Origin of the sequence: Paenibacillus qinlingensis, assembly GCF_031455095.1 — a bacterium.
In the GTDB taxonomy this organism is placed as follows: domain Bacteria; phylum Bacillota; class Bacilli; order Paenibacillales; family NBRC-103111; genus Paenibacillus_E; species Paenibacillus_E qinlingensis_A.
Genome location: NZ_JAVDSB010000009.1, coordinates 254302 through 276738, shown reverse-complemented (window position 1 = coordinate 276738; position 22437 = coordinate 254302). Strand labels below are relative to the sequence as shown.

Below are 22437 nucleotides of genomic sequence, written 5' to 3'. Positions count from 1 at the left end.
TCTCACGATGGACACCCTTGCCTTAAGCTATGGTTACTACTGCCTTCACCATTCGGGACTTGAACCCTAGAGATAGCGCCCATGCTGGGCGCACTAAAAAAGCAGTGACACACAAGGTGTGATCACTGCTTTTTCGTCTTGCTGACGATTCAAACGAAGCAGGGTCCAACTGACGTACCAGGAACTTTCTGGTTCCCTACTAACTGTTCACGCCTCTAAGCTTCCTCTCGGAGGATTGGTATTTTTTTAGACATATGTATGCGATGAGCAAAATCAAGATTGGTAAGCCCCCGATAAGGAAGCGGAATCCATAAATGGCGCTAGTAACCTGGACTTCTTTATCGGCATCATACCCGCTTGTCGCGAAGAAAATCCCCATAATCCCATATTGAATAGACATCCCGATACGAATAATAAAGCCATTCACGCCATAATACATCCCCTCACGACGACGACCCGTTTGCTGAGCATCAAAATCAACAACTTCAGAAAGCAGTACATGCAAGGACAACATAAAGCCAGAAACCGGAATACCTAGTAGGGCTCCTATGATAATAACCATGATCGATGAATCGGCAAAAAGGAAACCAAGTGAAATGATCGCGTACAACACCGACGATATCATAGCGACTCGAACCGTCGATAAGCGCACACCGCTTTTCGCCCAAATGAACGACATCGGAATCGCCACGATAAACACGGCACCAAGGAATAGGGAGTTCTGCGTCCCGTTTAATACCACGACATATTTCGTGTAAAAAGCTGTTAGCGAAACGAACATCGTTGTCGTCAATTGGATCAATAAATTCGCTACGACGTAGGAATTGAACAGCTTATTTTTGAACGTCTGAACGGTTGCTTCCTTGAAATGAAGGGGTTCTGACTTACTTGCTGCTGGATTCTCGAACGAGCCATACAGGGACACATACAAGGAAACGACCGCGATAATTGAAAAAATCCCCGCCATCAGCCCCCAACCTAAGGAGAGCCCTAACGATTTCGCAAGCGCGATACCGATAATCATACCGATGATGCTGAACATTTGTTGGAAAGCCGACACCTGATAGCGGTCCTTCTTCGTCTGATACATTTCCGGAAATAAAGCACCGGTATTAAGCCCAATGAATGAATAGATCAAATCAAAGAAGAACGTTAGTGTGAAAAAATAAATCAACAGCATCGTCGTGCTGCCCGCAGGCGGGTTGAAAAGAAAGAAGAAAAGCACGCCAAACGGCAAACTTCCAAACAAAATGTACGGAATTCGCCTGCCGAAGCGCGTTTTGGTCCGGTCGCTTACATATCCCGCAACCAAGTTAAATAGGGCATTCAGGAAACCGTAGATGATCATCCCGATCGAAATCGATGTACCCGATACATTCAACACCGTAACATAATAGAAAACAGCAATGGCGCTGAACGCTTGCCACAAGACGCTAAGTCCAATTTGATTCGAGCTGTAAGCGAGTTTTTTAGATAGAGATACCATTGGACTTGCCTCCTCCATAATTTGAACCTGCTTAACTATATAGTGCTGATGGGAAGAAATGCAGCTGGTGCGATGTCAGTACTTTAAATGCTTCTGCATAGCCCTTCGCTTCTGGGTTTTGTTTCAACTTTCCAAACAGTTGTAGTCCTTGATAGTCAAAATACCCCTTAACCAAGGGCCAATTAATGTTGTCAAATTGACTCTTATGGGCCAAAATTGAAGCGATCTTCGTTTCCCAATGTGCCGTAACGTCAATAAACGTATTGGGATGCGAGGTCGCATAGAATGCGATTTGCGGCACGTCATGCGGCTTAGATCCAGGGAATAGAATCTCATTGGACGAAAAGAGCATCGCCGATGCAACCGCTTTACCTGTTTTGATATGGTCCGGATGTGCTTCATAGGGCATCCATGGATCTACCGTCATCAATAAGTCCGGCTTTTCTTCGCGGATAATTGGAATGAGCTTTGCCAGCAATTCCTCTTCGGTGTAGTTCCCCATGTCCGGAAATTCAAGCGCAATTTGCTTGGACACGCCTAAAATATCACCGGCAGCCAACCGCTCTGCGCGTCGAACCGCGGCAATCGCTTCAGGCTCCACTTCGCCAGTTGAACCACTCCCTCTACCATCGGTCACAGTAATGTAAACGATTTCACAACCGCGCTGTGCAAGTTCGTATAGCGTTCCTGCTGCCCCAACTTCGTTATCATCAGGGTGAGGTTGGACGCATACGACTTTCTTAACATCCAATACATCAGGAAGACCTAATATTCGTCTAATATCCATGTGAAATCCCTCCAATATGTCACATTCTATCATAAAAGGAAGAGAAATGTCGAAAATGTTCCCTCGTGAAATCGTGGGAATTCCATTATACTTATTGGTAGAAGACGAAGAACGTCCCTGTCCATTTTCTTAATGGCACAGGGGCGTTTTTTCGTTGTAAAGGAGGGAACTTACCTATGAGTTACGAGCATGAGCATGCTAGATGGATTGAAAGCCATCTGGAACAGAGAACCGGAGAACGCAGGGGTCGTTTGGAGCGCGGGCATCAGGAGGCGGAAAGAAGATTCTGTCAGGCGGTCTGGTGGGAGCTCCGCGGCCATTTCGACGAGCTGCACCCCGAATTCGAAGTGTTGGATTGGCGGGGACGCTCGTATTTCTGCGATTTTGCTTGGCTGACGAAATTTGTGAAATTGATCATCGAGATTAAGGGATACGGCCCTCATGTGCGAGATATGGACAGGCAAAAATATTGCAATGAGCTGAACCGGGAAACCTTTCTAGCTGCGATGGGATATCAGGTGATATCATTTTCGTATGATGATGTTGTCTCGCGTCCCGAAGTATGTATCACACTGCTTCGCATGTTCATTAGTCGTTATCAGGCGATCCCCTCACCTGTCAGTCTGGGCACGGTGATGGAGAGGGAAATTGTGAGGCTTGCCTATACACTCGCGCAGCCTCTGCGCCCGAAAGATGTTGAAGCTCATTTAAACATCAACCATCGCACAGCTGTGCAATGCCTGCAGTCGCTCTGCACGCAGGGTTGGCTTACACCGCTCGCTGGTGCTGGAGGCAGACATGTTGTGCGTTACGAGCTAATGCAGGACAATCTGCATCGGCTGTGAGAAATTAGGCATTAGATGAGAGGAGGATTTCAAGCCGCCGCAGGGTAAAATGATGCGAATGTGCAGGCATTTTCTTTACTTTTCCCTCGTAAAGTCAAATTACTGCGAAAATACATCAATTTCTCGTAATATCTCTTAATCTCGATGAATTTGAACCAAAAAAACTGCATATTCGCAGCAATTTCCGCTTTTTCAATCAAAAACCTATTAAAAGATGTATTTTCGCAGGTTTTTCGAAAAAATCTGTGTGCTAGCGGGTGATGTAACGAGTTGGAGATGTTAACGAGACTGAAGCTACTTTAAAGAGTCGGGGTAGCTGCTTGAGTGATGTGTGGAGTTACAGGGGTCGAAGGAGTTGCGCGAGTGTAGCTAGTTAAAAGTGCTGGGGTTGCTGCTTGAGTGATGTGTGGAGTTACAGGGTCGAAGGCGTTGCGCGAGTGTAGCTACTTGAACGTGCCGAGGTAGCTGCTTGAGTGATGTGTGGAGTTACAGGGGTCGAAGGAGTTGGCGCGAGTGTAGCTAGTTGAACGTGCCGAGGTAGCTACTTGAGTGATGTGTGGAGTTACAGGGTCGAAGGCGTTGCAAGAGTGTAGCTAGTTGAACGTGCCGAGGTAGCTGCTTGAGTGATGTATGGGGTTACAGGGGTCGAAGGAGTTGCGTGAGTGTAGCTAGTGAACGTGCCGAGGTGCTGATTTAGTGATGTTTGGAGTTGCGCGAGTTGAAGCTTTGAAAAGTTGTAGGAATTAAAAATAGTCGTCGTCTTCTAACATTGGTGCTCGCGGCGGGATTGTGAAACAACAGTACAAGCTGCAAGGTAAAATGATGCGAATGCTCCTAGGCATTTTCTTTACTTCTCCCTCGTAAAGTCAAATTACTGCGAAAACTCCGCAGCAATTTCCTCTTTTCCACTCAAAACCTATTAAAAGATGTATTTTCGCAGGTTTTTCGAAAAGATCCGTGCGCTAGCGGGTGATGTAACGAGTTGGAGATCTTACCGAGACTGAAGCTACTTTAAAGAGTCGGGGTAGCTGCTGGTGCTCCAGCTGTTGTAGATGTTTCAGAAGCTGCGATAATTTCAGAAGTATCCATGGTCACTAGCACGATTTTCTGGCCTTTCCAATTGACATTAAATTTCAGGGATGTTATAAAGTTAGTGTATAGCACTCACAGCGTGCGAGTGCTAATTTTATAAACCCTGTTACATATCGAAAGGAGATCTATCCGTGGAAAAGAAACAGTTTCAAGCCGAATCCAAGCGTCTATTGGAAATGATGATTAATTCGATTTACACACAACGTGAAATCTTTCTAAGAGAGCTTATCTCCAACTCCAGCGATGCGATTGACAAAATTTACTACAAAGCACTTACAGACGACTCGCTCGTTTTTGACAAAGATAGCTACTTCATCAAAATTACGGCCGATAAAGACAATCGCATCTTAACGATTCGCGATACAGGGATCGGGATGACGAAAGAAGATCTTGAAAACAACTTGGGGATTATCGCGAAAAGTGGATCTCTTGCTTTCAAAAAAGAGAATGAAGCCAAAGATGGCCACAACATCATCGGTCAATTCGGGGTAGGCTTCTACTCCGCATTCATGGTTGCTGACCACATCGCGGTAACAAGTAAAGCCCTTGGCAGCGACACAGCTTACAAATGGGAATCCGACGGTGCAGATGGCTACACGATTGCCCCTGCCAACAAAGATTCCGTTGGGACGGAGATTGTCCTTTCGATTAAAGCAAATACCGAAGATGACAACTACGACGAATACTTGGACGAATATCGCCTGAAAGCGATTATCAAGAAGTACTCCGATTTCATCCGTTACCCGATCAAAATGGACATCACAAGCAGACGTCTCCAAGAAGGCAGCGAGACCGAATACGAAGACTTCCAAGAAGAGCAGCACGTGAACAGCATGGTGCCGATCTGGAGAAAGAACAAAAGCGAGCTTACTCCTGAGGACTACGAGAAGTTCTATCACGAGAAACATTACGGCTTCGACAAACCGCTGAAGCATATTCATGTGAGTGCAGATGGCGCGGTAGTCTACCAAGCCATCCTTTTCATCCCTGAAAACATGCCTTATGACTACTATTCCAAAGAATATGAGAAAGGTTTGGAGCTTTACGCAAACGGTGTTCTCATTATGAATAAATGTGCAGACCTGCTGCCTGACTATTTCTCCTTCGTCAAAGGCATGGTGGATTCCGAGAGCCTATCGCTCAACATCTCCCGCGAGATGCTGCAGCACGATCGACAGCTCAAATTAATTGCGAAAAATATCTCTAGCAAAATCAAAGGGCAGCTGCAAAGCCTTCTAAAGGACGAGAGAGAGAAATACGAGCAATTCTACAAATCTTTCGGCAGACAGCTTAAATTCGGCGTTTACAGCGACTACGGTACGCATAAAGAGCTACTGCAGGATCTATTGATGTTCTCCTCCTCCAAGGAGAAACAACTTGTCACATTGGACGAGTATGTATCCAGAATGCCAGAAGACCAGAAGTACATTTACTATGCTTCGGGTGAATCGATGGAAAGAATTGATAAGCTTCCGCAAACGGAGCTTGTCACTGATAAAGGTTACGAGATTCTATACTTCACTGATGATATTGATGAGTTCGCAATCAAAATGATTATGACTTACAAAGAGAAGGAATTCAGATCGGTTTCAAGCGGGGATCTTGGTATTGATGTAGAGGATAACGCTAACGATTCTGAGTCTGATAAAAAAGAAAATCAAGATCTATTCGACTACATGAATGGCTTATTGGCTGGTAAAGTATCGAGTGTAAAAGCTTCCAAACGTTTGAGAAAGCATCCAGTATGCTTATCCACAGACGGCGATGTTACCATCGAAATGGAAAAGATCTTGAACGCGATGCCGAATAACCCAAATGTTAAGGCAGAGAAAGTATTAGAGATCAACGTCAACCATGACGTGTTCGCTTCCTTGAAGGATGCTTTTGATAAAGATAAAGAGAAACTAAACCTTTACACGGCGCTCTTGTATAATCAAGCCCTTCTTATCGAAGGTTTGCCTTTGCAAGATCCAGTTGAATTTACGAATGATATTTGCAAAATCATGGTGTAAGCATTCATCCAAGCACTGCAACTCTTTTGTTGCGGTGCTTTCTTTTAGCTAAGATGGTTCCGAAGAAGAAACGGGCACGACACGGATATGATCGTGACTAGCTTCTTGTCGATTGTACACATATGCAAGTAAACGAGCTTGATCAATGCCTAGCGCCTTCGCTACCTCAACAATATCCAATTCTTGAATTTTTTTGCTGGATTTTGGGCTATTGACGGACATATGCTTCAACCATCCTTCGAATTAATATTAATGTAATTAATAGCACGATAAACCTAACCTGTGATATAGTTTTGATATAAAGACGTTATCGGTATGATAAAGGCAAAACCACTGAAAAGTGGTGACGCAAAGCTAGAGGGACTAAATTGGCAATTGTGATTGTCCAAAATGTCAGCCAGCTACCGCCTCCATCCGATGATGACAGTACGACAAAGGAGGAATCTGTACCATGAATAAAACGGTGATTGACGGTAATATGAGTCTAGACGTCATGCAATTAATTGACAGCTTGCATCTTCCTGATCATGATATTTTGGACATGTTCTCATTCTCGTTTGGCAGCAATTTATTAACGTCGGATGAAGCTATTCGGTTCATTCACTTTCTTCGAAGTGAACTGGACAAACGCATTCAATAACCGAATTATGCCTTATCGCTAACAAAAATACAGTCGGTTGATGTCAATAGAATTATTTTTTTTCAAAAGCTCATGAGGGTGCATCGTTATTGACTTTCCCCCTATGAAGCAGTCAAAGACAGCGCACCATGCGCTGTCTTTTTTTTATTTTTTGTCACATTTCGAAAAAAAACAAATCAATTCGTGTCACCCTCTGAATTTCCCAATCAAACTAGTATTTTTGAACATATGATATAGCAAGTACTAGAGTTGCATCTACCCATGCTGAAAGGAGGACAACCATGAGCGAACACTTGATTACACTCCACTTAACAGCGACTAGTGTAGTCTCAGGAACAATTACAACATCAACTTCAACATCAACATCAACGACTACAACTACGACGCTTACCCCGCTTGTCAAACGATTTACGGCTAATGTGGTAATAGGAAATATTCTTGGAGGCGTAACTACCATTCCTTCATCTAGCTTCAGGGACGATACAGGAGCTAACTTGCCTAGCAACAGTCTGACGGTTCCTGGAAGTAATGGATATTACAATGTTTTTGTAAATGGTGTTCTTCAGTTAAGCTACTTAACGACTTTAACAACAGCTAGTTTAGTCATTAATACTGGGCTCACCATTGGGGTATCGGTCAATTTAGAAACCTTATCGTTCACTGCCTCCTCCATATCTACCTCCACTTCAACTTCTACCTCCACCTCAACAACGAACAATTTAGTTGTGACTACAACGGTTAATACGCACTAGACAACCCCATCCTTATCAAATGGTGAACATAGAAAAGCCGCACCCCCTCATGACATTTCACGAGGTGATGCGACTTTGTGTAATTTGTGCAGCAGGTGCTACTTATTTGTCCCTAAGTAGACCAACATCATGCTTTCCCAATATTTGCGTTAACTCCTTCAAGAACATATTGATGTCCTTGAATTGCCTATAGACAGAGGCGAAGCGAATGTAGGCCACTTCATCGACGGGGTACAATTGCTCCATCACAATTTCACCAATGCCAAGGCTATCGACTTCAGCATGAGCTGTCGTGCGAAGCTGCATTTCGACTTCAGAGACGAGCATCTCTAGCCGCTCCATGGAAACCGGTCTTTTTTCACAAGCACGAATTAAGCCACGTAAAATTTTCTCACGACTAAATTCTTCCCGACTTCCATCTTTTTTAATCACAATTAAAGGTGTTTCTTCAACCATTTCGAAAGTCGTGAATCTCCTAGCGCATTTCTCGCATTCACGGCGACGACGTATGGATTTGTTCTCATTGGCAGACCTCGAATCAAGCACTTTCGTACCAGAATGGTCACAGAACGGGCATTTCATTCGCTTTCCTCTCCTTTCTCTCTTGGAAATATCTTTACCAGATGTTACATGTCTTGAAGTTTGGAGTTCTGCACACAATAGATTTACCAACCGACAAGGAGGTGAACAGACATGAGTTCAAACAGAAGCAGCAATACTTTAGTCGTTCCACAAGCTAACGCAGCCTTGGATCAGTTGAAGTATGAGGTAGCTCAGGAGCTAGGTATCGCTATCCCACAAGATGGCTACTATGGCAACATGACTTCTCGTGACACTGGCTCTATTGGTGGTAGCATCACTCGTCGCCTGGTACAAATCGCAGAACAATCTCTAGCAGGTCAATTCAAGTAATCTTGAATTGCGCACGCTTTTGACTCTGCCAAACAGGAAGTATTGGACTCTTCGCTCCCCTGGGAGCTAGTCCAATGCTTCTTTGTTTTTGCCAAGTCCGCTATGCAGCTCCGTTGCCGTTCCATTGCTCTGTGTACAGTTTCGTATACTTCTCATAATAATACAGCACACGCTGCACATAATGACGTGTTTCACCAAAAGGAATATCACTGATATTCGACTCGGTTCCGTCCCACACTTGATTATTCTTCCACTTATTCACATTACCTTGTCCTGCATTATACGCCGCGATAGCGTAGATTAAGTTCCCATTATAATGCTTGATCAGCCAATTCAGATACCAAGATCCTAGAAAAATATTCATATCTACACGAAGCAAATCTTCTTGCGTATGAGGCCCTAAATTCGTCGATTCAACAATCCATTCAGCGGTATCAGGCATAAGCTGCATAAGCCCTAATGCCCCTTTACTTGATTCTAAATGATATTTATAATTCGTTTCAACTCGAATAATGGCTGCTATTAGAAAAGGGTCTATATTGTGTTTCGCCGCGCTTTGCTTAATCTCCTGCTCAAAGTAGATGGGGTATAGCTTTCTGCCTATAATTGCGCTATTCATGAAGAGGATCATAACAAAAGCAATTAGCAGAATTGCAAACATTCGCTTTTTTCGAAAGAACGTCATGCTAATCCCTTCCCTGCCCAGAACCGCTCTACCCTCATGTTGGTTTCTTCCCAAGTCCCACTATTATCAATCACAATATCTGCAAGCTTACGCTTCTCTTCAATTGACATCTGTGCATCAAGACGAAGCTGAGCAATCTCTGCTGACAAGCCATCTCGCTGCATCAGTCGTTCCAACTGCAAGTGACGCGGAATATAAACAACCATGATCTCCTCAAACATGGAGACCAAATTCGATTCTATGAGTAAAGGAACATCGACCACAACCAGCTTGGTGGGATAGTCCCGTTCATACGTTGTCATCTGCTCGCGCATCCTTGCACGAATAGGGGGATGAAGCAAGCCCTCAAGCTGTTGCCGAGCTTCAGGGGATCCAAAAATGATTTCACCGAGCATCTTACGCTGCAAGGATCCATCGCGCCCAATCACAGCTTGTCCAAAAGCAGCAGCAACCTGTTCTAGAACAGGACTGCCAGGCTCGACAACATCACGAGCAATCTGATCGGCATCGATTAAAAGGGCACCACGGCTAACGAGCATACGGCTAACCGTGCTTTTTCCACAGGCAATACCTCCTGTTAAGCCGATATTCATATCGCTTCTCTCCTAAAAGTTCATTGATAGTGAACTATAGCATTTTCAAAAGTCCCATGATAATAAGTACACATCCAGGAAGGATCGACAGCTTTTTCATCCAATTCATCTCGGCATATCGGAAACCAATCCGCAAGCCAACTGCAAGCAAGGATCCGCTTGAAATCGAAATAACAGAAGCCGTTAATAACGGCACGAACCCGATTAGAGCAGCACCAATGCCCGCTCCGAAAGCATCCAATGAGAGCGCTAAGCCGAGTAATGTAGCCTCAGAAGCTGAGATATTCCCTGACTTATCAACATCCGCTATGGATGGTGTTCGTAATATTTGAATCACAAGGCCGAAGCGCTTTAGCTCAATACTCAGAATTTCTTTGGTGCGCTGTAACGTATCAAAGGTCACCGGCTCCACATAACCAGAGTTGCGAATATCGCTGTATGGCATGCTGCTGACAACTGCTTGATCAGGCGTAGTAGCGGACTGCTCTTGTTGCGTTTGGTTTTTTTGCCCTTGTCTCATCTGAATAAGAGCCCACACACCAATAACGATAAGGATGAAAGCCCCAATGCGTTTGGCAACCCCTGGGGACATAAAGGACGACATCAAAACGCCGATCTGCATCGATGTAAATATAATAATACCAGACCATAGCGATATAATTCCAATTGAGACCAGCGGTATTCGGATTTTGCGTAACCCATACATGACACCAACGCCGAAACCGTCCAATGAAACTGCAAAAGCCAAAATGAGCAGAGAAATGACAGGGAGCATACAAACCCTCCTAAGTGTTTTACCTAACTAACCGGCCTCATGGGCTATTACCTAGGCTAAGTACTCCATATCATATGGGGAGGGTACGCTTCTCGTTCCTATTTCTCCGACTTCTTTCGGGACCGCTTGGGCTTGAGTGGCTGACACGTGAGACAAATGTGTGTTCCTCTGCCGCCTACTACTGTTTTTACAATTTCATTCCCACACGTTTTGCAGGCTTGTGATTGTCGTCCATAAATGTTCAATTGGTGCTGGAAAAGGCCGATTTCTCCTTGTCCATTCACATAGGATTTAATGGATGATCCTCCGACATCTACCGAATCTTGGAGGGTGCGAATGATCGACGCATGCAACAACACTAGCTCTTTCTTACTCAGCGAGGAAGCTTCCCTCTCGGGATGAATGCCCGCTAAGAAGAGGGACTCGTCTACATAAATATTCCCGATGCCTACAATATATGCTTGATTGAGCAGCAGCGGCTTGATCTTCGTAGCTCGATGGGCGATGGCACCGCGAAACGCTTCGAACGTGAACGCCTCATCGAGCGGCTCAAGACCGAGTTTAACGAGCGGAGGTTGTGCAAGCTCTTCGCCCTTAGGGAACAAATGCATCGTGCCGAATTGGCGCACATCTTTGTACCGCAGCTCACTTTCATCTGTAAAACGAAACAGCACATGCGTATGCAACTCTAGCGGATCATCGCCGGCATACAAACCATAGCGGCCTTCCATGCGCAAATGGGAGACCATCACGTAGTCCGTGAGCACGAAGCGTAGAAACTTTCCTCTTCGCTCAATCGTTTCAACCGTTTGACCTTGCAACAAGGTTTCAAACTGCTGAATATCGTCCGGCTTTTGGATAATACGAGGCAGCCTCACCACAACATTAGCGATCGTTTTGCCTGTGATTAACTCATTTAAAGTTCGTTTGACGGTTTCGACCTCGGGTAGCTCTGGCAAGGTGTTCACCTCCTTCTAGTTGTTAAATCCGTACGCAGCACATCCTGCTTGCTCCGTGTTACTTCGCATCATACCAAGTGAGACCGTAATCAACGTCAGCACGTAAAGGAACGTCCAGTTTCAGTGCTGCTGCCATGACTTCAGGCACCAACGACTTCATCATTTCGAGCTCGTCTGCCGGCACTTCAAAGACAAGCTCATCGTGTACTTGAAGCAGCATACGGCTTTTCAGTCCTTCTTTTACCAATCGATCTGCCATTTGAACCATGGCTAGCTTGATGATATCAGCGGCAGTTCCTTGAATAGGCGTATTCATAGCGGTACGTTCAGCGAAAGAACGGATATTAAAGTTGGAATGCGTAATTTCGGGCAACATTCGGCGGCGCTGCAGCAATGTCGTTACATACCCATCCCTGCGAGCATCCTTGACGATGTCATCCATATATCGGCGAACCCCTTGGAATACGGCGAAATACTGTTCAATGAATTGCGCAGCTTCCCGGCGGGTAATGTCTAAATTCTGAGACAAGCCGTAGTCGCTAATGCCGTAAACGATACCGAAGTTAACGGCTTTCGCTTGTCGACGCATATTGCTGTCGACGGCGCTTTCTTCTACACCGAAGACGTCCATCGCCGTCTTCGTGTGAATGTCCATATTCTGAAGGAACGCTTCCTTCAGCTTCTCATCCTGCGAGATGTGCGCTAGCACGCGCAGCTCGATCTGGGAGTAATCCGCAGCGAGAATGTACCATCCTGGCTCGGATGGAACGAAGACCTTGCGGATCTTCCGGCCCTCCTCCAGACGAATCGGAATGTTCTGGAGGTTCGGGAATTGGCTGCTTAGTCGCCCTGTCGCGGCAATGGTCTGCCGGTAATAGGTATGCACCTTACCGGTCTCTGGCCGCACCTCTTTGAGCAGCCCCTCGACGTACGTCGACTGCAGCTTCGCAAGCGAGCGGTAGTGGAGAATCTGCCCTACGACTTCGTTGTAGGGCGCAAGGCGCTCGAGCACCTCGGCATCCGTCGAGTAGCCGGTCTTGGTCTTCTTCGAAGCTGGCAGACCCAGCTTCTCGAACAGAATCTCACCGAGCTGCTTCGGTGAGTTGATGTTGAACTCAACGCCGGCAAGCTTGTAAATGCTGGACATGATCGTGTCCAGCTGTTTACCAAGCTCCACGCCGAGCGATTTAAGCCCTTCGGCATCCACCGCGATGCCGCGCATCTCCATCTCCGCAAGAACGCCGGAGAGGGGCAGTTCAAGCTCGTAGAAGAGGTGGTGCATACCACTCTTCTCTAATTCATCGCGCAACACGGGTACCATGCGCGCCATCGCCATCGCTTTGCGGCCCAAGTGGTCGCTAAGCGCAGCCATTTCCGGCAAGCGAAACTTCGCGCCTTTGCCGAATACATCTTCGTCTGCCTTCACGTTAGGCAGACCATATTTCACAGACAGGCCGCTCATACTGAGATTCGACTCTGTCGGATCGAGGAGATAGGCGGCCAGCAGCACGTCGAAATCCACCCCTGCAAGGTGGATACCCTGCCAAGCCAGCGCCAGCTGCGCACGGTGCAAGTCGAAGAGTTGCTTCTTCTTCGACGCATCGCTGAGCCAATCGCGCAGCGGCTTGCCCGCGTCACTTTGCAACAGAGCAAACGGTACGAAGTAGGAGGTATTCCCGCTTCCGTCATCCATAAACCACACAACCCCAACCATGACAGCTTGGTGTGGATTCTCCCCCACCGCTTCCACATGGATAGCTGCATGGTCGTCCAACTGAGCAATCAGTGTCTCGATATTGGCTTCCGTTACCGCGACGGCTTCCAGACTCTCGACGACGAGATCCTCGGCTTCTACGCTGGCAGTACCAAAATCCATCTTCTCCAGCAGCGACTTGAACTCTAGTTTGCGGAACATGCTAGATAACGCTTGTCCATCGAAGCCATCATAGCGGAACGAATCCCAAGCGGTTTCCATCGGAACCTCACGATAAATCGTGGCTAATTCCTTACTCATGATGGCACTCTTGGCATGCTCTTCTACTTTCTCTTTCATCTTGCCTTTCAGGCTTGCCGTGTTCGCCAACACTTCTTCGACCGTGCCAAAGTCATGCAGCATTTTGAGCGCCGTCTTCTCACCTACACCGGGAATACCCGGAATATTATCGGACGTATCGCCCATCAGACCCTTCAAATCAATGATTTGGTGGGGCGTAAGCCCGTATTTCTCTTTAATGGCCTCAGGATCGAAGCGATCCATTTCACTAATCCCCTTACGGGTAATTGCAACCGTAACTTGCTCAGAAGCCAGTTGCAGCATATCCTTATCCCCAGATACGAGAAGGACTTTCTCCCCTTTCGCATCCGCGGCCTTCGTCAACGTACCGATAATATCATCCGCTTCATAGCCGGACAGCTCGAATTGCGGAATCTTGAAAGCCTTCAACAATTCTTTAATTAATGGAAATTGTTCCGAGAGCTCTGTCGGTGTTTTGGCCCGCCCGCCTTTATACTCGGTATATTCTTTATGTCGAAACGTAATTTTTCCTGCGTCAAAAGCAACAAGAAAATGGGTTGGCTTTTCCTCTTCAATCAATTTTAGCAGCATGGTCGTGAAGCCATACACCGCATTGGTATGTAAACCACTCGAATTACTGAGCAGCGGCAATGCATAGAAGGCACGAAACGCAATTGAGTTGCCATCAATAATAATTAGCTTATCCATAAGTTCCACCCCAATTTTAGACATACTTCCTTCATCATAGCATACGAAATTAAAATAAAAAAACGGTTCCCTACATAAACATGTAAGGAACCCAAATTAACGATTGCTTGCAACGATTTATACGTTAAGATGGTCCGGTCTTCAGAAGGAGGTTCTCCGTATGAGTCCTTTTTTCTCACCTACACGTAAAAAGGTTATTTTCTTTGATATGAATAATACGATTCTAGATCGCAGGCAATGCTTCGATTCCGCTTTTCTTGAAGTCATGCAGGATTTCACAGCAAGGTGGGACACGGAGGATACGAAACTGACCTCACAAGAGGCTCTGAATAGCTATAAAGCCGAGTGGAGCCGCCATCGCAAATCGCCTATCCGAAGCCCCATCTCGCCCGACGAGCTGCGGCATATTTGTTTAATTAAGGCGCTCCATCCTTTACCAATGCAAGTAAGCACCGCGTTTACACGTACCTTTTTTCATCAAATTGAAGAAAAAGAAGATCATTTCGTCGCGCTATTCCCGGGGGTCGAAGATACACTAGAAGCGCTGTCTCGTAACTATAAGTTGGCTATCATTAGCAACGGCAATAGGAATCGATTGCAACGCAACCTGGAGAAGATGAAGCTAACCTCCTGGTTTGATCAAGATCGTTTATTCACGACCGAGAATGATGGTCCGCGAAAGCCGCATCCCGCGATTTTTGAGGGAGCCCTCAAATCGATGAGCACGGCTGCTGGTCAAAGTGTCATGGTTGGAAATTCATGGCGTAACGATGTGGTCGGCGCGGCTTCAACGGGAATGGACGCGGTGTGGATTCACCCGGCCAATATTAAGAAAATCTCGGAGAGGCGAATCGGGAAACAGAAAGTCATCATCGTTCGTTCATTCAAACAATTGATCTATACCTTCTGATCAACTATGTAATAGCGTTGCTTGCCTATGTACTACCCAAGGCTTGAAAATAATAGATACTGCCTTGATGCGCCTTCGCTTGCTTCTTTAACTGAGCGGCTGTTTGCGAAATGTGCTCAAGCGCAATGGGGGATTCACTATTACACATAACTAAAGACAGCGACAACGTGACCCCCTCGCTCTTCACTTGTACACCACTCCGATCCACCACATGCTCCCATTCTTCTCCCTCGTAAAAATGACTTACACCCGATTCAAAACGATTAATGATTTCCTGACAGAGCAGCTTAGGTGATACGGTCGTAGAGATCGCGATGAAATCATCTCCTCCAACATGCCCCACAAAATCGTACGGTGTTCCATAAAAAGCGACCGATTGCTGCATCACATCCGCTGTGTACTGAATGAGCTGGTCCCCTTTTTGAAAACCAAATCGATCATTGAACCACTTGAAATAATCCAAATCCGCATAGATGACATGGAAAGGCTCTTTCTCATTAATTCGTTTGCTCAATTCCCGATTTATTTGCAAATTCCCCGGAAGACCGGTCAGCGGATTAGCTACACGAGCGGATTCCATCCTGACATTCGTAATACTTTCCAGAATCGTTCGTATCGACGCAGCGCCAGCCATTTTCCCATTACTCGTAATAATGACTAAATCGTATAAATGGTGAATAGCACGGGATGTGGCTAGAAGGGAAACTTGCTCAACAGCCACCTGCTCGTCAACGATCAACGGCGTCGCATCCATCACACTATCAATGGTTCGATTCCAGTACAAGGAGTAGGCATATTGCCCGGCCAAATGCTGAAACAAGCGATCCCTCATCATTAATCCCACTGGTCTTTCGTCATCCACGATGACAACCCCGACGGCTTCTTGACTCTTCTTAAAGTAATCTGCAATCTCGGAAATCATTGTCTGCGTATGGAACACGCCAACAGGCGTTTTCAACCCACCGATATGCCACGTCATATTGCTTCCTTGTACATTGCGATACTGCCATATGATCATTCTATGCGTATCTTGCAGCCGAGCTGGTGAGATGGCTGGTTTGCCGAGCAGGTATCCTTGTGCGTAATGCACACCCATTTGTGTTAACTTCGCCAGTTCCTCTATTTGTTCAATCCCCTCAGCGATCAACGCGATGTTCATTTTCTGGGCAAAAGTAACAAAGGTTTCGAGAATATACGCTTTCACTTTATTCTTATGTATATCTTCAATTAATGAACGATCAATTTTTATAAAATCCGGCTGCAGCTCAGCAATCGCTTGAAGGGAAGAATACCCTGCTCCCGCGTCATCAATCGCGATTCGATAGCCTTGTGTCCGGTAATGAGCAAGAATTTTTTTGGCAAGCGAAAAGTCTTCGATGGAGCTTCTCTCTGTAATTTCAAATACCACATTACTTGGACTAAGACCGTATTTCTCTAAGATATCTAACGTTTTTCCTGGTATGAATCCTGGGTCTTCTAATACATGTGATGAAATATTGATAAATAGCAGCTGCTCTTTATGCTCCAAAATGGAGCCTTGTATAGCCTTCTCGCGTGCCAGCTGTTCCAACCGATACAGTTCGCCTTGTTGTTCCGCATATTGAAACAACCCTAATGGGGAATGGAACGGAGAATCGACGGGGCCACGCGTTAAGGCCTCATATCCCATCACTTGACCATCCCTTAGCGAAACAATCGGCTGATAAACGGAAGATATACGTTGATCATCCATCAGCTTTTGGAACTGTACTGCAACATCTGCCTGAGCATCCATGTCCATCATCCCTCATCTAGTTCATCCTGTATAACCATTCTACCAAACCAAATGATAGGCTTGATTAACCTTATGTAAAATGTATGTAAAGACTTTGTTGAAAAAAGAGGGAATTTCACTTTTTCCTCGAAAAAGTGTGGTATAGATTTAGGTGCGTATCGCAGATCTCGTGCAGAAAGGACAAGCGATGGAACAACAAGTGAAAATCTTGGCGGTAGATGATCGCTATGAAAACCTGCTGGCGTTGAATAGTATTCTAGCCTCTTCTTCCTATGACGTTATATCTTTACAATCAGGGGAGGAAGCACTTCGCTATTTGTTGAAAGAACCTGCCGATCATATTGCGGTTATTTTGATGGATGTGCAGATGCCAGGTCTTAGCGGCTTTGAAACGGTAGAATTAATTAAGCAACGGAAAGCTTGTCAAGATATCCCGATCATATTCTTAACTGCCCTGAGTACCTCGATTGAGCATGTCTTGAGAGGCTACCATGTGGGATCGATAGATTATTTATTTAAACCTGTTCATCCCAAAATGCTGCGCATGAAGGTAGATGGCTTCGTCAATATGCATCTGAACCATCAAAAGCTAAAAGCTCAGAGCGAACTTTTACATAAACGCACGTTGGATTTAGAAGAAACGAATCGCAAGCTGGCGGAAGCCGAAGAGAAATTAATCGAACAAAACTTACTGCTCGAGAATTGGGTTGAAGAACGTACCTCCGAACTGGTGGATGCCCATGAAAAGCTTATGAACTCCCAAGAACATTTCAAAAAAATGTTCATCCTCTCCCCTTCTTTAATGGCCATCCGACGCCTGCCTGATCTTACCTATCTGGAAGTAAATGAGAGCTGGAAGCAGCACACAGGCTACGGCGACGAGGTTATTGGCACCTCCTTGAATCTCATGCGTGATGAGCTCGACAATGCAGCGAACTATGGCGACATCGTCCGAAATGAGAAAGTCCGTTATGTCACAAAGTCGGGTGATACTCGTACAGCCTTGTTATCCACAGAGATTATCGATATCGAAGACGAAAATTGTTTGCTCCATGTTGCCGTTGATATTACCGAAAGTCTCCGTTTTGAAACTGAAATGGCACGCTTAGCTCAGTTAAATCTCGTCGGGGAAATGGCCGCTGGTATCGCTCATGAGATACGGAATCCGATGACGACTATCCGAGGCTTCCTTCAACTCTTTCAAGAGAACGATCGGCATATGCAAAAAGAATACATTCCCATCATGTTAGAAGAATTAGATCGCGCCAATGAAATCATCACAGAATACCTTTCCCTTGCTAAAAATAAGCAATCCTATCAGCGTCCTGAGAATATCAATCGGATCATTGAAAGTTTGCTGCCTCTGATTCAGGCAGAAGCGGTTATGTCTGGTAAACATGTGAATGGGCTATTCGGTTATTGTCCGGAGATACAACTTGACGACAAAGAGATGCGACAGCTTATTTTGAACATGTGTATGAATGGGCTCGAAGCTATGACGATCGGCGGAACATTAAATATCGAAACGTATCAGGAGACTGAACATGTCGTTCTCTTAATTGCTGATCAGGGCAGTGGAATCAAAACCGAACATTTAGAGAAGCTAGGTCGCCCCTTCTTCACCACCAAAGATGAAGGAACCGGTCTTGGCTTAGCCATATGCTACAGCATTGCAGCAAGACATCGTGCAACGATTGAAGTGAGCTCCAGCGTGAAAGGCACAACCTTCTTAATTCGCTTCCCGCTTCAATCCAAATAACAAAAGGACCGCCTCCCAGTAGATGAAACTACTTAGTGGGGACGGTCCTTTTGTTTGCTTGCTTATACGTTCAGATCCTTACGTTTTCCAGTAACCATATATATGACGCCTTCGCCGATATTCGTCGTGTGGTCTGCCACACGCTCTAAAAAGTGGGCAACAAATAACAGATGGGTTAATTGACGATTCCGATGATAATCCGTTCCCATCATGCCCATTAGCTCCTGCATGACCGTGCTGTATAGCTTATCAACACGATCATCCTTCTCAGCCAGCGATGCCGCTCTATGTACATCGCGTTCCGTATAGGAGAGAAGGCTCTCATGCAACATTTCGATGGCAATTTCGGCCATTTGCGGAATGACTTCAAGCGGCTTCACTAGCTCTTCGCCCGCAAACCGAATCGTAATCTTGGCAATATCAACAGCGTGGTCCGCAATTCGTTCCAAATCCGTTGCAATTTTCAGGGCCGTCCCAATGATGCGAAGATCACTCGCCATGGGTTGCTGTAAAGCTATTAATCGCAAACACAGCTCATCGATGGTTGTTAAATAATCATCGATGAGATCATCCTTCTGAATGACTTGTGTAGCAGCTTTCTCATCTAGGTTGGCCAGGGATTCCACTGATTTAAAGATTAATTCCTCTACACTTTCTCCCATTTGCTGAAGTTCTTTTTGCAGTAGTGCTAATGATTGATGAAATCCCGGTCTTGCATCCATGTCTATCGCTCCCTCTATGTGATTTATCCGAATCGCCCTGTAATGTAATCTTCAGTACGTTGGTCATTCGGATTCGTGAAGATCTTATCGGTTTGGTCTGTCTCAACTAAATAACCGTTAAGGAAGAAGGAGGTCATATCAGAGATTCTCGCTGCTTGCTGCATGTTGTGTGTCACGATGATGATCGTATACTTCTCTTTTAAGGTTTGTGTAAGCTCTTCTACCTTCAATGTTGAAATTGGATCCAAGGCTGACGTCGGCTCATCCATGAGCAGCACATCAGGTTCTACCGCCAGTAGACGTGCAATACATAGACGCTGCTGTTGTCCACCGGATAATCCCATCGCGGATTTGTTCAATCGATCCTTAACTTCGTCCCAAAGTGCGGCTTGTACGAGGCTGCGTTCTACAATTTCATCCAGAACTGCTTTTTTCTTCGTGCCATGAATCCGCGGACCATACGCGATGTTATCGTAAATGCTCATTGGGAACGGGTTGGGACGTTGAAATACCATGCCTACACGCTTGCGCAGTGAAACGACATCGGATTCGGCGCCATAAATATTATGGCCGTCCACAGCTACGTTGCCTGTGATTCGCACGCTATCAATAAGGTCATTCATTCGGTTCAAGGTGCGCAGGAACGTTGATTTCCCACAGCCCGAAGGGCCGATCAGTGCGGAAATAGATCCCGTTTCGATATTCAGATCGATATTATGAAGAGCTTGATTTTCACCATAAAATAAATTTAGTTTCTCTGCTCTAATCTTATACTTCGTCGCGATAGCCATGTGTTATTTCCCCCCGGAAAGTCTTTTTTGTAAGATTCGACTTGGTATTGAAACCAGCAGATTGAAGATGAGCACAACGATTAGTAGGAGTGCCGCACTGCCACTAGCGATTTGCTTGGCATCAGGAACGAGTGATTCCGCACCAATGTACCAAAGATGAACGGAGAGCGTTTCTCCCATTTTGAGAGGATTGAAATCTGGAAAGAATCTAGAAACGGATAAACCTGCTGTATAGATTAGGATTGCTGACTCACCAAGTGCACGCCCTGCGATAAGTGTAATACCCGTTATCAAGCTAGGTAGAGCGGCTGGGATGAGCACCTTGCGTATCGCCTGCCATTTGGTTGAGCCGAGGGCCAAGCTTGCTTCCCAGTAGGAATCCGGCACTGTTCGAATCGCTTCCTCCGTAACCCGTACCATAACGGGTAAATTCAGAAGTGCGACCGTGGCCGCGCCGCCCAATATTGAAAATTTAAGCCCTAGTAAATTTGCGAATAACAGAAAACCGAAAAGTCCAAACACGATAGAAGGAACAGAAGAAAGGGCCTCAACAGAGATTCGGACAAGGTCCGTGAACCAATTCTTTTGTGCGTAGATGGCTAGATATATGCCTGAAAATAAACCGATCGGAATCGAGATTACGAGTGAAAGGAACAACACATAAAACGAGTTGAACAACTGTGGTCCTACTCCCCCGCCCGCTTTAATTTCTTCTGGCTTTCCGAAGATAAAATGCCAGGATAAGTGCGGGATGCCATCGCCTAATATGCGAATCAGGAACCATGCCAGAATACCGATAATGACGATGCCTGATGTCCAGAAATAGACGGTTGCGATGCGGTCTGTTGTTTTACTTGTCATTTGAGTTCACTCCTCTTAGCTACAATTCGAATGATGAGAATGAGGGATAAGGAGATGACAAGGAGCAGCAGAGCCATCAGATAAAGCGCATTGTTCCATGTTGAACCGTAATTGGTATTCCCCATATCTTTGACGATTGCTGTTGTTAACACGGTTGTTGAGTCGAGAAGCGATTTGGGCATCTGAGGAGAGTTACCGATGACCATGAATACCGCCATGGTTTCACCAATCGCGCGTCCCATCCCTAGGATGATTGCGGTAAGAATACCAGGTCTCGCAGCTGGCAAGAGTACACGCCACATCGTTTGCCACCGCGTTGCTCCTAATGCTAGGGAAGCTTCTTCCAAACGACCGGGAAGTGCTCGAATGGCATCTTCCGAAATGGACAGAATAGTAGGCAGGATCATAATTGCTAGGATGATTGCCGCGGGTAAAATACCGTAGCCGATGCCTCCTGTTATTTTACCTAAGGCAGGTACAATGACCGTCATCCCGATCAAACCGTAAACAACTGACGGAATGCCCACGAACAAATCGGTTGCTGGTCGCATGATCTCACGCATCCATTTCGGAGCGATTTTGGCCATGAACAAAGCGCCAGATAAGGCCAGAGGAACGGATATGACCACCGCTACTAATGTCATTAACAATGTGCTGTACAGGAATGGAAATGCTCCAAATTTATTTGAGCCAGGTGTCCAATCTGTTGAGAAGAAAAATTCTATCGGACTTACACCTTGGAAGGTCTTGATGCCTTGCATCCCTACGAAAATAATAATAGAGAAAATGATGGCAGACACTAAAGCAGCACTACCTACAAACAACCATCTCATTATCTTATCTTGTCTATGCTGTCTTTGGGTCCATTTGGTGATGACTGGACGATTCTTTCCATCCGCTTTGGCGCTGGTTAGTTGATCTACTATGGAATTCACTTCGTGATTCCCCTTTCTCTACAATACACAGGACTTACTATTATCATAGAATATGAATGTCATTGGATCGTAAATGAATTGTTAAGGGAATGTAAAAGTTTTGAGTTTGCTTTAGTCCGATTTAGCCTAATTAAACCGAGGATTCCCGCTAAAATAGGACCATTAGTCAGGTTCCGCCGAACTATTTAGCCATTTTCTGATGATGGAGGATGTTTCGGGCGATTTAGTTGGGCAGAGTATGACTAAACAGGGATTGATGATGCGTACGGTGCGATTAATTCGGTAATTTCGGACTATTGGGTGCTGGAGGGGATCTAGCAGGCTTGGGTGAGCTGTTAATCGAATTTTTCGTGTATTCCGGGGCTCTAGCAGCACTTGGCGTGCTGTTACTCGAATTTTTCGTGTATCTCGGGGCTCTAGCAGCT

Annotated in this window: 21 protein-coding genes and 1 riboswitch; of the genes, 7 read left to right on the top strand and 14 right to left on the bottom strand. The window is 45.7% G+C overall.

Annotated features, from left to right (window positions below; all coding sequences use genetic code 11):
• Nucleotides 1-199: 199 nt before the first annotated feature.
• Nucleotides 200-1486, bottom strand: coding sequence for an MFS transporter (locus J2736_RS22265; RefSeq protein WP_310500793.1), 1287 nt, complete (start codon nt 1484-1486; stop codon nt 200-202).
• Between the two features lie 31 nt (nt 1487-1517).
• Entirely contained in the window at nt 1518-2273 is a 756-nt protein-coding gene (locus J2736_RS22260) for a PIG-L deacetylase family protein (RefSeq protein WP_310500792.1), read from the bottom strand.
• A 176-nt stretch (nt 2274-2449) separates the two neighbouring features.
• Between J2736_RS22260 and J2736_RS22255 the strand changes: the two genes are divergently transcribed.
• Together J2736_RS22255 and htpG are read left to right on the top strand one after the other, a co-directional pair.
• On the top strand, nt 2450-3118 hold the full coding sequence (locus tag J2736_RS22255) for a DUF559 domain-containing protein (RefSeq protein WP_310500791.1): 669 nt from the start codon (nt 2450-2452) through the stop codon (nt 3116-3118).
• A 1223-nt stretch (nt 3119-4341) separates the two neighbouring features.
• Entirely contained in the window at nt 4342-6222 is a 1881-nt protein-coding gene (htpG, locus tag J2736_RS22250) for a molecular chaperone HtpG (protein ID WP_310500790.1), read from the top strand.
• 48 nt (nt 6223-6270) lie between these two features.
• On the opposite strand, the gene J2736_RS22245 is transcribed toward htpG, so the two are convergent.
• A complete protein-coding gene (locus J2736_RS22245) occupies nt 6271-6444 on the bottom strand; it encodes a hypothetical protein (protein ID WP_310500789.1) in 174 nt (57 codons plus the stop codon).
• Between the two features lie 91 nt (nt 6445-6535).
• Nucleotides 6536-6631: riboswitch (cyclic di-GMP riboswitch) on the top strand.
• A gap of 42 nt (nt 6632-6673) precedes the next feature.
• On the opposite strand from J2736_RS22245, the gene J2736_RS22240 reads away from it, so the two are divergent.
• Nucleotides 6674-6862 carry a hypothetical protein gene (locus J2736_RS22240; protein ID WP_310500788.1) on the top strand — a complete coding sequence of 63 codons (189 nt, stop codon included), beginning with the start codon at nt 6674-6676 and terminating at the stop codon, nt 6860-6862.
• A gap of 281 nt (nt 6863-7143) precedes the next feature.
• Complete coding sequence (locus J2736_RS22235) at nt 7144-7614, top strand: DUF4183 domain-containing protein (protein ID WP_310500787.1); 471 nt, start codon at nt 7144-7146, stop codon at nt 7612-7614.
• A gap of 102 nt (nt 7615-7716) precedes the next feature.
• Here the strand turns inward: J2736_RS22235 and nrdR are convergent, their stop codons facing one another.
• On the bottom strand, nt 7717-8196 hold the full coding sequence (nrdR, locus tag J2736_RS22230) for a transcriptional regulator NrdR (protein ID WP_056616650.1): 480 nt from the start codon (nt 8194-8196) through the stop codon (nt 7717-7719).
• Nucleotides 8197-8307: 111 nt separating this feature from the next.
• On the opposite strand from nrdR, the gene J2736_RS22225 reads away from it, so the two are divergent.
• Complete coding sequence (locus J2736_RS22225; protein ID WP_057310565.1) at nt 8308-8526, top strand: alpha/beta-type small acid-soluble spore protein; 219 nt, start codon at nt 8308-8310, stop codon at nt 8524-8526.
• A gap of 100 nt (nt 8527-8626) precedes the next feature.
• Here the strand turns inward: J2736_RS22225 and J2736_RS22220 are convergent, their stop codons facing one another.
• The 5 genes from J2736_RS22220 to polA all read right to left on the bottom strand — a co-directional run bounded on the left by J2736_RS22220 (nt 8627) and on the right by polA (nt 14260).
• Nucleotides 8627-9211 (bottom strand): lytic transglycosylase domain-containing protein, encoded by a 585-nt coding sequence (locus tag J2736_RS22220; RefSeq protein WP_310500786.1) that lies wholly within the window; start codon nt 9209-9211, stop codon nt 8627-8629.
• Nucleotides 9208-9804: a dephospho-CoA kinase gene (coaE, locus tag J2736_RS22215; protein WP_310500785.1), complete on the bottom strand. Its 597-nt coding sequence runs from the start codon at nt 9802-9804 to the stop codon at nt 9208-9210. Before coaE ends, J2736_RS22220 begins: the two co-directional genes overlap by 4 nt.
• Nucleotides 9805-9838: 34 nt before the next feature.
• Nucleotides 9839-10579, bottom strand: a complete 741-nt coding sequence (locus J2736_RS22210) for an MntP/YtaF family protein (RefSeq protein WP_310500784.1) — start codon at nt 10577-10579, stop codon at nt 9839-9841.
• Between the two features lie 98 nt (nt 10580-10677).
• Nucleotides 10678-11538: a DNA-formamidopyrimidine glycosylase gene (mutM, locus tag J2736_RS22205; RefSeq protein WP_310500783.1), complete on the bottom strand. Its 861-nt coding sequence runs from the start codon at nt 11536-11538 to the stop codon at nt 10678-10680.
• Between the two features lie 58 nt (nt 11539-11596).
• Entirely contained in the window at nt 11597-14260 is a 2664-nt protein-coding gene (polA, locus tag J2736_RS22200; RefSeq protein ID WP_310500782.1) for a DNA polymerase I, read from the bottom strand.
• Between the two features lie 160 nt (nt 14261-14420).
• Here polA and J2736_RS22195 point away from each other — a divergent pair, with 160 nt between their 5' ends.
• The gene (locus J2736_RS22195; protein ID WP_310500781.1) at nt 14421-15170 is read left to right on the top strand and encodes an HAD family hydrolase; all 750 of its coding nucleotides are present in this window, start codon (nt 14421-14423) and stop codon (nt 15168-15170) included.
• Between the two features lie 25 nt (nt 15171-15195).
• Here the strand turns inward: J2736_RS22195 and J2736_RS22190 are convergent, their stop codons facing one another.
• Nucleotides 15196-16944 carry a GGDEF domain-containing protein gene (locus tag J2736_RS22190; RefSeq protein WP_310500780.1) on the bottom strand — a complete coding sequence of 583 codons (1749 nt, stop codon included), beginning with the start codon at nt 16942-16944 and terminating at the stop codon, nt 15196-15198.
• 151 nt (nt 16945-17095) lie between these two features.
• Between J2736_RS22190 and J2736_RS22185 the strand changes: the two genes are divergently transcribed.
• Nucleotides 17096-18703, top strand: a complete 1608-nt coding sequence (locus J2736_RS22185; RefSeq protein ID WP_310500779.1) for a response regulator — start codon at nt 17096-17098, stop codon at nt 18701-18703.
• A 62-nt stretch (nt 18704-18765) separates the two neighbouring features.
• Here J2736_RS22185 and phoU read toward each other — a convergent pair whose 3' ends face one another.
• Genes phoU through pstC form a run of 4 tightly spaced genes read right to left on the bottom strand, consistent with a single transcriptional unit; the run spans nt 18766 to nt 22012 of the window.
• Nucleotides 18766-19425, bottom strand: a complete 660-nt coding sequence (gene phoU, locus J2736_RS22180; RefSeq protein ID WP_310500778.1) for a phosphate signaling complex protein PhoU — start codon at nt 19423-19425, stop codon at nt 18766-18768.
• A gap of 23 nt (nt 19426-19448) precedes the next feature.
• Complete coding sequence (pstB, locus tag J2736_RS22175; RefSeq protein ID WP_310500777.1) at nt 19449-20216, bottom strand: phosphate ABC transporter ATP-binding protein PstB; 768 nt, start codon at nt 20214-20216, stop codon at nt 19449-19451.
• Between the two features lie 3 nt (nt 20217-20219).
• Complete coding sequence (pstA, locus tag J2736_RS22170; RefSeq protein ID WP_310500776.1) at nt 20220-21077, bottom strand: phosphate ABC transporter permease PstA; 858 nt, start codon at nt 21075-21077, stop codon at nt 20220-20222.
• On the bottom strand, nt 21074-22012 hold the full coding sequence (pstC, locus tag J2736_RS22165) for a phosphate ABC transporter permease subunit PstC (protein WP_310500775.1): 939 nt from the start codon (nt 22010-22012) through the stop codon (nt 21074-21076). Before pstC ends, pstA begins: the two co-directional genes overlap by 4 nt.
• Nucleotides 22013-22437 lie beyond the last annotated feature (425 nt).